General features: G+C 72.5%; 1 protein-coding gene. It reads right to left on the reverse strand.

Features of this window, described 5'->3' with window-relative positions; all coding sequences use genetic code 11:
• Positions 1 to 16: 16 nt before the first annotated feature.
• Positions 17 to 12,808, reverse strand: coding sequence for a type I polyketide synthase (locus JXZ78_RS26810; protein WP_238783398.1), 12,792 nt, complete (start codon positions 12,806 to 12,808; stop codon positions 17 to 19).
• Between the last annotated feature and the right edge of the window lie 24 nt (positions 12,809 to 12,832).

Genomic DNA, 12,832 nt, shown 5'->3' on the forward strand with positions numbered 1-12,832 from the left:
GTCGGCCGGGCCGGCGTCAGGGGGCCGAAGGGCCGTAGTCGTTGTCGATCAGGGCGAAGAGCTCGTCCGGCGTGGCCTCCGCGATCTCCTGGGCCGCCGAGCGCCGCGCGGGCTCCGGCGTACGGCCCCAGGTGGCGGCCAGCGTCTCCAGACGCTGGACGACCTCCCGCCGTACGGCGTCGTCGACGGGCACTGCGCCCGCCAGCACCGCCTCGACACGGGACAGTTCGGCCAAGGCCGGGTCGGGCACCGACGGCTCCTCGGGCAGCAGCCGCGCCAGCAGATGGCGGGCCAGGTCCTCGGGAGTGGGGTGGTCGAAGACGACGGTCGTCGGCAGCCGCAGCCCGGTCGCCTCGGCGAGCCGGTTACGGAGTTCGACGGCGGTCAGCGAGTCGAAGCCGGCGTCCTTCAGCGGACGCTGGTCGTCCACCGTGCCCGGATCCGGATATCCGAGCACCGTGGCCACATGGGCCCGGACCAGGTCGAGGAGTGCGCGGTGCCGGTCCTCCGGCGGCAGGGCCGCCAGCTTGCGGTCCCAGCCGGCCGCCGGGGCCGCGCCGCCCGCTTGCGCCGCCCGGCGCACCGGGGCCCGGAAGAGGCGCGTCAGCAGCGCCGGCAAGGTGCCGGCCGCGGCGCGCTCGCGCAGGGTGGCGGTGTCCAGCAGGGCGGGTACCACCACCGGATCGGCGCCGGTCAGAGCCCGGTCGAACAACGCCAGACCGGTGTCGGCGGCGAGCGGGCGGACGCCGCCGCGCGCCATCCGGCCGTGATCCGTGTCCGCCAGGTGCCCGGTCATCCCCGAGGCGTCCTCCCACAGGCCCCAGGCCATCGAGACGGCGGGCAGGCCTTCGCGGTGGCGCCGGTGCGCCAGGGCGTCCAGGAAGGCGTTGGCCGCCGCGTAGTTGGCCTGGCCCGGCGAACCGACGGTGGCGGCTGCCGAGGAGAACATCACGAACGCGTCCAGGTCCGCCGAGCGCGTCAGCTCGTCCAGCAGGAGAGCGGCGTCGGCCTTGGGGCGGAGGACGTGGTCGAGTTCTTCGGGGGTGAGGGTGTGGAGGGGGGTGTCGTGCAGGGCACCGGAGGCGTGGACGACGGTGGTGAGGGGGTGTTCGGAGGGGATGCCGGCCAGCAGGCCGGTGAGGGCGTCGCGGTCGGCGACGTCGCAGGCGGCGATGGTGACCTGGGCACCGAGGGCGGTGAGTTCGGTGGACAGCTGCGCGGCGCCGTCGGCGTCGGGTCCGCGTCGGCCGGCGAGCAGGAGGTGCCGGACACCGTGCTGAGTGACCAGGTGCCGGGCCAGGAGTGCTCCGAGGGTGCCGGTGCCGCCGGTGATGAGGGTGGTGCCGTGGGGGTTGGGGGGTTGGGGGTGGGTGAGGGCGAGTTTGCCGGTGTGGCGGGCTTGTTGGAGGTGGCGGAAGGCTTGGGGGGCGTGGCGGATGTCGTAGGTGGTGGTGGGCAGGGGTGGGATGTGGTGGTGGGTGAGGTGGTGGTGGATTTGGGTGAGGAGGTGGTGGATGTGGTCGGGGGTGGTGTCGTTTTGGAGGTCGAAGGTGTGGTAGTGGATGTGGGGGTGTTGGGTGGCGATGGTGTGGGGGTCGCGGGGGTCGGTTTTGCCGATTTCGAGGAAGTGGCCGCCGGGGTGGAGGAGGCGGAGGGAGGCGTCGGTGTGTTCGCCGGCGAGGGTGTTGAGGATGGTGTCGAGGCCGTGGCCGTTGGTGGTGGTGCGGAAGTGGTGTTCGTAGTCGGTGGTGCGGGAGTTGGCGATGTGGTCGTTGTCGAGGCCGAGGTGGTGGAGGGTGGGCCATTTGGTGGGGTGGGCGGTGGCGAAGACTTCGGCGCCGGTGTGGTGGGCGAGGTGGATGGCGGCCATGCCGACGCCGCCGGTGCCGGCGTGGATGAGGATTTTGTGGCCGGGTTGGAGGTGGGCTTGGTGGTGGAGGGCGTGGTAGGCGGTGAGGTAGGTGACGGGGAGGGTGGCGGCTTGGGTGTAGGTGAGGTGGTGGGGGATGTGGGTGGCGTGGCGGTGGTCGGTGGTGGCGTGGGTGGCGGTGGCGTGGGGGAAGAGGCCGAAGACGCGGTCGCCGGGGTGGAGGGTGGTGACGTCGGGGGCGGTTTCGGTGATGATGCCGGCGGCTTCGCCGCCGATGACGGCGTCGTCGCCGGGGTACATGTTCAGGGCGATGAGGACGTCGCGGAAGTTCAGGCCGCTGGCGTGGACGCGGATACGGATCTGGCCGGGCTCCAACGGCGGCATCTCACACGGCACCAACGCCAGGTTCTCCAGCGTTCCCTTGGCGGTGTTCTCCAGACGCCATGCTCCGGACGGCAGCTCCAGGCTCTCGGACACCGTCGCGCGTACGAGCCGGGACGCCGACAACTCTCCGTACCGTACGGCGAGTTGCGGCTCGCCGGCGGCCACGGCGGCGCGGACCTTCCCGTACACCTCCCCCTTGCCGTCGAGGTCGATCACCACGATGCGCCCGGGATGCTCCGACTGGGCCGTGCGCAGCAGCCCCCACACCGCGGAGTGCGGCAGGTCGCCGATCCGGTCGCCCGGTGCCGCCGCCACCGCGTCGCGGGTCAGGAACACCAGCTTCGAGGAGGCGAACCGCTCGTCGGCGAGCCATTCCTGCATCAGGCCGAGGGCCCGGTGCGTCGCTTCGTGCGTGGCCGGGGTGAGGTCACCGTCGCCGTACGCGAGGCCCTCGACCACCACCACGTGGGGCACCGAGTCGGCGGCCTCCCGCAGGGTGGCGCAGGACTCGGCACCGAGGGCATCGGCCAGGGCCGGGGAGTCCACCACGGCCCAACGGCTGTCGTCCCCGGACAGCTCGGGGCTCCCGGACGGCTCGGACACCGCGGTCCACTCCACGCGGTACATCGCGTCGGACGTGTCCGGGCCACCGGCCAGCCGGCCGGGTTCGACGGTCCGCAGGACCAGCGACTCCACCGAGACGACCGGCTGCCCGGCCGGATCACAGACGGTCAGCGCCACCGCGTCCGCACCGGCGGGCCGGAGCCGCACCCTGAGCGCCCGGGCGCCCCGGGCGTACAGGCGGGCACCGTGCCAGGCGAACGGCAGCCGTACGCCGTCCTGCGCCTCCGCAGCGTCCAGGCCGAGGGCGTGCAGGGCCGCGTCCAGCAGGGCCGGGTGCAGCCCGGAGGTGTCCGCCTCCGCCAGTTCCTCGGCCGGCGCGACCTCGGCGTACAGGTCCTCGCCCGCACGCCATGCCGCCGAGAGTCCCTGGAAGGCCGGTCCGTACTCGTATCCCAGTGACGCCAGGGTGGCGTAGTGCCCGTCGAGCGCCACCGGGACACCGCCCGGCGGCGGCCACTCCGTCAGCGCCTGCTCCGTCCGCTCTGAAATGGCGCGGTCCGCCGTGCCCAGGGTGCCGGTGGCATGCCGGGTCCAGGGCTGGTCGGCGTCGGCCTTTCCGGGACGCGAGTGAATCTGGAAGGGCCGCAGCCCGTCCTCGTCCGGGGCGCCGACGGTCAGCTGGACGTCGGCGGTCTCGTCGGACAGCGTCAGCGGGGCGAGCACGGTCAGTTCCTCGACGCCCGGGCAGCCCGCCTCCTCGGCGGCGTGCAGGGCCAGCTCCAGGAACGCGGTCCCCGGCAGCAGCGTGGTACCGGCCACCTGGTGGTCGGCCAGCCAGGGCAGCGTGGTGCGCGACAGGCTGCCGGTGAGAACCAGGCCGGCACCGTCCGCCAGCGGCAGGGCCGCGCCGAGCAGCGGGTGGCCCGCCGTCCGGAGTCCCAGCTGTGCGGGTTCCGTCCGGTGCGCGGCCGGCCGCACCCAGTGGCGGCTCCGCTGGAAGGGGTACGTCGGCAGGTCGCAGGCGCTGCGCGGGCCCCTCGGCCACACCGCGGTCCAGTTCACCGGCAGGCCCCGGACATGGGCCTCCGCCAGCGAGGACAGCAGCCGGGCCGGGCCCCCTTCGTCGCGGCGCAGCGTACTCAGTACGGTGGCGCCGCCGCGGATGTCGAGCTCCTCCACCGTCTCCCGCAGGCTCGTCGTCAGCACCGGATGCGGGCTGATCTCGATGAAGGTGTGGTGGCCGTCGGCCACCAGCGCGCGGACGGTCTCCTCGAACCGCACGGTCCCGCGCAGGTTGCGGAACCAGTAGTCGGAGTCCAGTCCGGTGGTGTCGGTCCCGCCCGCGGTGACCGTCGAGTAGAACGGGATGTCCGCGGGCCGCGCGGAGACGGAGGCCAGCACCTCGGCCAGGCGTTCGCGGACGTCCTCCACCTGGGCGCAGTGCGAGGCGTAGTCGACGGGGATCACCTTGCTGCGTACGTCCCGCTCGGTGCAGCGCTGATGCAGCTCGTGCAGGGCGTCGGTGTCGCCGGAGACCACCGTCGACCGCGGGCCGTTGACCGCCGCGACGGACAGCCGGCCGTCCCAGTGCTGGAGGAGTTCCGCCACCTCCGCCTGCGGCAGGGGTACGGACAGCATGCCCCCGCGTCCCCGCAGGGCGTCCAGAACCTGGCTGCGCAGGGCGACCACGCAGGCCGCGTCCTCCAGGGTGAGGGCCCCCGCGACGCAGGCCGCGGCGATCTCCCCCTGGGAGTGGCCGATGACGGCGGCCGGCTCGACACCGTACGCACGCCAGACGGCGGCCAGCGACACCATCACCGCGAACAGGGCGGGCTGCACGGTGTCGGCGGTGTCCATCGTCGCGCCGTCCTTGCCGTGCAGCAGGTCGAACACGTCCCAGCCGGTGTACGGGGCCAGCGCCTCCGCGCACTCCCGCATCCGCTCGCGGAAGACCGCGGAGCTCTCCAGCAACTCCAGGGCCATGCCCGCCCACTGCGACCCCTGCCCGGGGAAGACGAAGACCGGCTGATGGCCGGATGCGGCGAGGCCCTGCGTCAGCATGGGCGCCGGCCCGTCCGCCGCCAGCGCGGCGAGCCCGGCGCACGCCTGCTGCCGGTCCGCCGCCACCACGACCGCACGGTGCTCGAAGACCGCGCGGGTCGTCGCCAGGGCGTGGGCGACATCCCCGTCCGGGGCATCGGGGACCGCTTCGAGGTGGGTGAGCAGCTGCCTGGCCTGCGCCCGCAGCGCTTCGGCGGAGCGGCCGCTCAGCAGCCAGGGCACCACCCCGGGAGCCGGTGCCGCCGTGCCGTCCACGGCCGGGGCCTCAAGTGCCGGTACTTCCGGTACTTCCGGTGCTTCCGGTGCCTGTTCGACGATGAGGTGGGCGTTGGTGCCGCTCATGCCGAAGGAGGAGATGCCTGCTCGCCGGGGACGTCCGGTCTCCGGCCAGGGCGTGGTCTCGGCCACCGGACGCGCCGCTCCCGAGCTCCAGTCCACGTGCGGGGTGAGTTCGGTGATGTGGAGCGTTTTGGGGAGGGTGGCGTGGCGCATGGCCATGACCATCTTGATGACGCCGGCGACGCCTGCGGCGGCCTGGGTGTGGCCGATGTTGGATTTGAGGGAGCCGAGGTGGAGGGGCTGGTCCTCGGGCCGTTCCTGTCCGTACGTGGCGAGGAGGGCCTGGGCTTCGATGGGGTCGCCGAGTGTGGTGCCCGTGCCGTGTGCTTCGACCGCGTCCACGTCGCCGGGCTGGAGGCGTGCGTTGGCGAGTGCCTGGCGGATGACGCGTTCCTGGGACGGCCCGTTGGGCGCGGTGAGTCCGTTGCTGGCGCCGTCCTGGTTGACGGCGCTGCCGCGGATGGTTGCCAGCACGGGGTGTCCGTTGCGCTGGGCGTCGGAGAGGCGTTCGAGGACGAGCATGCCGACGCCTTCGCCCCAGGCGGTGCCGTCGGCGTCGGCGGAGAACGCCTTGCAGCGGCCGTCGGCGGCGAGCCCCCGCTGCCGGCTGAATTCCACGAACAGCGTCGGCGTGGCCAGTACGGACGCTCCACCCGCCAGGGCGAGCGAGCACTCGCCGTTGCGCAGTGCCTGGGCCGCCAGGTGAATGGCCACCAGGGACGAGGAGCACGCCGTGTCGACGCTGACCGCCGGACCCTCCAGCCCGAAGGTGTAGGCGACCCGGCCGGAAATGATGCTGGCCGAGCTGCCGGTCAGCCGGTAGCCGCCGGATTCCTCCGGAGCGGCGTCCAGCAGCGCCGTGTAGTCCTGGGAGCTGGTCCCGGCGAAGACACCGGTGTCGCTGCCGCGCAGGGTCGCCGGGTCGATGCCGGCCCGCTCGAACGCCTCCCAGGAGGTCTCCAGCAGCAGCCGCTGCTGAGGGTCGGCAGCGGTCGCCTCACGCGGGCTCATACCGAAGAACTCGGCGTCGAACAGCGGCGCGTCGTAGAGGAAGCCGCCGTGCCGGGTGTACGTCCGGCCGGGCGTACCGGGCTCCGGGTCGTAGAGGCCGGACGTGTCCCAGCCACGGTCGGCCGGGAACTCCGCGATGGCATCGACCCCGTCGGCCAGCAGCTGCCACAGCTCCTCGGGCGAGGCGACGCCGCCCGGATAACGGCAGCTCATCGCCACCACCGCGATTGCCTCGTCACCCGCGTCGGCCGTGTCCCCAGTAGTGCCCGCGGCCTTCCGCACAGCTGCGGGAGCCGCCGGCTCCGGCCGGTCGTCGAGCAGGTCGAACAGGTGCCGGGCGAGCGCGGCCGGGGTGGGGTGGTCGAAGATCAGGGTCGCCGACAGCCGCAGGCCCGTCGCCGCGCCCAGCCGGTTACGGAGTTCCACCGCGGTCAGGGAGTCGAAGCCGATCTCGTTGAACGGGCGCTCGGCCTCGACCGATTCGGGCTCGGCGTGGGCGAGCACCTTCGCGACATGGGTCCGTACCAGGTCCAGCAGCGCCCGCTTCCGCTCGGGAGCCGGCAGCCCCGCCAGTGCGGCGAGCGGTGCGTCGCCGGAGGGGGCGCCCGTGGTGCCCGCGGCGCCGGCCGCGACCTGCGGCAGCCGAGCCCGGACCAGGCCGCTGAGCAGGACCGGCAAGGACCCGGCGTCGGCCTGGCGGCGCAGCGCGGACAGGTTCAGCGGAGCCGGTACGGCCACCGGCCGTCCGGTGGCCAGGGCGGCGTCCAGCAGTTCCAGCCCCTGCTCCGGCGTCATGGGGACGACCCCGGTACGGCTGATCCTGGACAGGGCGGCCTGGTCCAGGTGGCCGGTCATCCCGCTTTCCTCGCCCCACAGGCCCCACGCGAGGGACGTACCGGGCAGGGCCTCGACGCGCCGGTGCTGGGAGAGGGCGTCCAGGAAGGCGTTGGCCGCGGCGTAGTTGGCCTGGCCCGCGTTGCCGAGGGTGCCGGCGACCGAGGAGAACAGGACGAAGTGGCTCAGGTCCAGGTCGCGGGTCAGCTCGTGCAGGTGCCAGGCGGCGTCGACCTTGGGCCGCAGTACCCGGTGCAGTTGTTCGGGGGTGAGGGTGTGCAGGGGGGCGTCGTGGAGGGCGCCGGGGGTGTGGACGACGGTGGTGAGGGGGTGTTCGGAGGGGATGTCGGCCAGGAGGCGGGCGAGGGCGTCGCGGTCGGTGACGTCACAGGCGACGACGGTGGCGTGGGCGCCGAGTGCGGCGAGTTCTTCGACGAGCTGCGCGGTGCCTTCGGCGTCGGGTCCGCGTCGGCTGACGAGCAGGAGGTGTCCGGCGCCGTGGTGGGTGGCGAGATGGCGGGCGGTGTGGGTGGCGAGGGTGCCGGTGCCGCCGGTGATGAGGGTGGTGCCGTGGGGGTTGGGGGGTTGGGGGTGGGTGAGGGCGAGTTTGCCGGTGTGGCGGGCTTGTTGGAGGTGGCGGAAGGCTTGGGGGGCGTGGCGGATGTCGTAGGTGGTGGTGGGCAGGGGTGGGATGTGGTGGTGGGTGAGGTGGTGGTGGATTTGGGTGAGGAGGTGGTGGATGTGGTCGGGGGTGGTGTCGTTTTGGAGGTCGAAGGTGTGGTAGTGGATGTGGGGGTGTTGGGTGGCGATGGTGTGGGGGTCGCGGGGGTCGGTTTTGCCGATTTCGAGGAAGTGGCCGCCGGGGTGGAGGAGGCGGAGGGAGGCGTCGGTGTGTTCGCCGGCGAGGGTGTTGAGGATGGTGTCGAGGCCGTGGCCGTTGGTGGTGGTGCGGAAGTGGTGTTCGTAGTCGGTGGTGCGGGAGTTGGCGATGTGGTCGTTGTCGAGGCCGAGGTGGTGGAGGGTGGGCCATTTGGTGGGGTGGGCGGTGGCGAAGACTTCGGCGCCGGTGTGGTGGGCGAGGTGGATGGCGGCCATGCCGACGCCGCCGGTGCCGGCGTGGATGAGGATTTTGTGGCCGGGTTGGAGGTGGGCTTGGTGGTGGAGGGCGTGGTAGGCGGTGAGGTAGGTGACGGGGAGGGTGGCGGCTTGGGTGTAGGTGAGGTGGTGGGGGATGTGGGTGGCGTGGCGGTGGTCGGTGGTGGCGTGGGTGGCGGTGGCGTGGGGGAAGAGGCCGAAGACGCGGTCGCCGGGGTGGAGGGTGGTGACGTCGGGGGCGGTTTCGGTGATGATGCCGGCGGCTTCGCCGCCGATGACGGCGTCGTCGCCGGGGTACATGTTCAGGGCGATGAGGACGTCGCGGAAGTTCAGGCCGCTGGCGTGGACGCGGATGCGGATCTGGCCGGGCTCCAACGGCGGCATCTCACACGGCACCAACGCCAGGTTCTCCAGCGTTCCCTTGGCGGTGACGTCGAGCCGCCAGTTCTCGGCGCCGGAAGGCGGCACCAACTGGTCCCGGCCGCTGCCCAGCCTGACCAGTCTAGGTACGTACAACTGCCCTCGCCGTAGAGCGAGTTGCGGCTCACCGCGGGTCAGAGCGGTCGCCAGCACCGCACGGGACTCCGCGCTGCCGTCGATGTCGACGATCTGCAAGCGCCCCGGGTACTCGGTCTGCGCCGAACGCACCAGACCCCACAGGGACGCGGCCGCCGGGTCCCGCACCCGGTCGCCCTCACCGGCCTCCACGGCACCGGACGTCACGACGACCAGCCGGGCGGCATCGGACCGCTCCCCGGCCAGCCACTCCTGGACGGTCGTCAGCGCCTCGGCGGTCATCCGGTGCACCGCCGCGGGAACCTCCTCGCCGCGCTCCGTGGCGTACGACACCAGGACCGCCGGGACACCGTCGGGCACGGCGGACAACTCCGCGTAGCGCGCGCCCGTTCCGGCCAGTTCCCAGGGATCGTTACCCACGGCCGCAGGCGCTTCCGCGGACGTCGCGGCAGGGGCCGGCAGAGGCGTCCAATCGACTCCGTGCAGGCCGTCGGGCCAGGTCGGTGCGGCCGTGAGTGCCTCGGCCGAGAAGGGACGCACCGCCAGGGCCCCGACGGTCAGTACGGGGTTCCCGGCCTCGTCGGAGACGGTCAGCGCCACCGTGTCGGGCGCGGTCCACGCCAGGTGCACCCGCAGCCCGGTCGCACCCGCGGCGAACAGCCGGACGTCGCTCCACGCGAACGGCAACCGGAACACGGCCGGTTCGCCCGCCTCGGGCAGGGACTCCAGTGCCAGTACGTGCAGCGCGGCGTCCAGCAGCGCCGGATGCACCGTGAACAGGCCCTCGTCGTCCGACGCGACGGTACCCGCCGCCTCCCCGGGCAGCCGTACCTCGGCGTACAGCTCGTCCCCCTGCCGCCAGGCACGCCGCAGACACTGGAACGCCGGACCGTAGGTGTAGCCGTGCTCGGCCAGCCGCTCGTAGAGATCGTCGGTCCGGATCGCGTCCGCCCCGGCGGGAGGCCAGGCGGCACCGGTCCGGCCGGAGTCGATCACGGTGTCCTGCGGTACGGGCGCGAGCGTGCCGGTGGCGTGCCGGACCCACTCGGCGCCCTCGGCCTTGCGGGAGTACAGCCGCACGGGCCGCCGCCCGGAATCCTCCTGCGGACCGACGGCGAGCTGTACGTCCACCTCGACGCCGTCCAGCCGTAGCGGGGCCTCCAGCGTCAGATCCTCCACCACCGGCGTCCCCAGCCGGACACCCGCCAGCAGCGCCAGCTCGACCATCGCCGTACCGGGCAGCAGCACCGACCCCTGCACGGCGTGGTCGGCGAGCCAGGGGTAGGCCGCCAGCGACAACCGCCCCGTGAACATCTGACCCTGCCCGTCGGCGAATTCCACCGCCGCGCCGAGGAGGGGGTGTTCGGCGTCGGTGAGTCCGGCTGCGGTGAGGTTGCCGGGGGTGGCGGGGGCGGCGAGCCAGTGGTGTTGGCGTTGGAAGGGGTAGGTGGGGAGGTCGAAATGGGGGGTGGTGTTGTACAGCTGGTGCCAGTCAGGAGTGGTAGTGGCAGTGGTGTGGAGGTGAGCGAGGGCGGTGGTGAGGGCATGGGGTTCGGGCTGGTTCTTGCGCAGCGAGGGTGCGCTCGGAGCGTCGGGGTGGGTGTGCTGGGCGTGGGTGGTGAGGCTGGTGTCGGGGCCTATTTCGAGGTAGGCGGTGGTGCTGTGTTCGTGGAGGGTGGTGAGGGCGTGGTGGAAGCGGACGGTGTTGCGGGCGTGGTCGGTCCAGTAGTCGGGGTGGGCGAGGTCGTGGTGGGTGGCGGTCTGTCCCGTCAGGGTGGAGATGAGCGGAAGGGTTGCGGGGTGGAAGTCCAGGCTCTGGGTGACGGCGCGCAGGTCGTCGAGCATGGGTTGCATGTGGGGGGAGTGGAAGGCGTGGCTGACGGTGAGGGGCCGGGTGCGGATGCCGCGCTCTTCGAACTCGCTCTGGAGCGCTGTCAGGGTGTCTTCGTCACCGGAGAGAACCACGGAGTGTGAGCTGTTGACGGCGGCGAGCGCGACGACTCCCTCGGCGGCTTCCAGCAGCGGCTGGACGGTTTCCTGGTCGGCTTGTACGGCGAGCATTCCGCCGCCGTTGGGCAGCTGCTGCATCAGTCGTCCGCGCTGGACGGCCAGGCGCGCAGCGTGCGACAGGCTGAGGATGCCGGCGGCGTGGGCTGCGGCGATTTCTCCGATGGAGTGCCCGGCGACATAGGCGGGCCGTACGCCCAGGTGTTCCCAGAGCCGGAACAGCGCGGTCTGCAACGCGAAGAGGGCAGGCTGTGCATACTCCGTACGCTTCAGCGCCTCCGCGTCACCCAGCACCTCATGCAGCGAGCAGCCCAGCCCCTCCGCCCGCAAGGCCGCATCAACCTCATCGAACGCGTCGGCATACGCCGGGTACGCGGCGTAAAGCTGCGCCCCCATCCCCGCCCGCTGGCTCCCCTGCCCCGAGAACAGGAACGCCAGCTTCCCCGGTTCACCGGCCGCGCGCTCCACCGTGCCGTCGCCGGAAGCCAGTGCCGCCAGCTCGGTCATCAGCGTTTCGCGGTCGGCTCCCACCACGGCCGCGCGGTGCGGGAACTGCGTGCGTGTCCGCACCAGCGCATGACCCACCTCGGCCGGCGTGGCCTCCGGCAGCTCCGTCAGCCGCTGGTGCAGCGTACGGGCCTGTTCCCGTACCGCCGCTTCGCTGCGTCCCGAGACGATCCACGGCAGGGGCACATCTCGCACCCCCTGCGCGGGCTTCTCATCCACCGCTTCTTCAGCGGGTGCTGCCTCTTCGAGGATGAGGTGGGCGTTGGTGCCGCTGATGCCGAACGAGGAGACGGCGGCGCGGCGGGGCCGGTCCTCCGCCACGGGCCACGGGGTGTTGTCCGTCAGCAGGGAGACTGCTCCCGTGCTCCAGTCCACGTGCGGGCTGGGCTCGCCGGCGTGCAGGGTCTTGGGCAGCACGCCGTGACGCATGGCCATGACCATCTTGATGACGCCGGCGACGCCCGCCGCGGCCTGGGTGTGGCCGATGTTGGACTTCAACGAGCCCAGCCGGAGCGGCTGCTCCTCGGACCGCTCCTGACCGTACGTGGCCAGGATCGCCTGGGCCTCGATCGGGTCGCCGAGCGTGGTGCCCGTACCGTGCGCCTCGACCGCGTCCACATCACCCGGCTGGAGACGGGCGCTGGCCAGGGCCTGGCGGATGACGCGCTGCTGCGCGGGGCCGTTGGGCGCCGTCAGCTGACTGCTGGCGCCGTCCTGGTTGACGGCGCTGCCACGGATGACGGCGAGAACGGGGCGGCCGTTGCGCCGTGCGTCGGAAAGGCGTTCCAGCAGGACGAGTCCCGCGCCCTCGCTCCAGCCCGTGCCGTCGGCGTCGGCGGAGAAGGGCTTGCAGCGGCCGTCGGGGGACAGGCCTCGCTGGCGGCTGAATTCGATGAAGGTGTTGGGTGTGGCCATCACGGTCACACCACCGGCCAGGGCGAGGGTGCACTCGCCGTTGCGCAGTGCCTGGATCGCCAGATGCATGGCCACCAGGGACGAGGAGCAGGCCGTGTCCACCGTCACCGCCGGGCCCTCCAGGCCCAGGGTGTAGGCCACCCGGCCCGAGGCCACACTGCCCGCGCTGCCGTAGCCGAGGTAGCCCTCGAAGCTCTTCGGTACGGGCGACAACCGTGAGGCGTAGTCGTTGTACATCACCCCGGCGAAGACACCCGTGCGGCTTCCGCGCAATGACTGGGGCACGATGCCGGCCCGTTCGAAGGCTTCCCAGGACGTCTCCAGCAGGAGGCGCTGCTGGGGGTCGGTGGCGAGGGCCTCGCGGGGGCTGAGGCCGAAGAACTCGGGGTCGAACTCGGCTGCCCCGTAGAGGAATCCGCCGTGCCGGGTGTAGCTCTTGCCCACCTGGTCGGGGTCCGGGTCGTAGAGGTCGTCCAGGTTCCACCCGCGGTCCGTGGGGAAGCCGTCGATGGCGTCGGTGCCGTCGTCGACGAGCCGCCACAGGTCCTCGGGGGACGCGACGCCGCCGGGGTAGCGGCAGCTCATCGACACGATGGCGACCGGCTCGTGCCGGTCGGCCTCGGCCTCGCGCAGGCGCTGCCGGGCCACGGCGAGATTGCCTGTGGCGCGCTTGAGATATTCGCGAAGCTCTTTCTCGCTCGCCATTACGGTGTCAGCCTCTCGGGGGAG

It is taken from the genome of Streptomyces monomycini (assembly GCF_022271435.1).
Classification (GTDB): domain Bacteria; phylum Actinomycetota; class Actinomycetes; order Streptomycetales; family Streptomycetaceae; genus Streptomyces; species Streptomyces monomycini.

Bases quoted from the DNA above. Each gene is read 5' to 3' on its own strand.
- JXZ78_RS26810 (WP_238783398.1), bottom strand. From the start codon at position 12,808: ATGGCGAGCGAGAAAGAGCTTCGCGAATATCTCAAGCGCGCCACAGGC.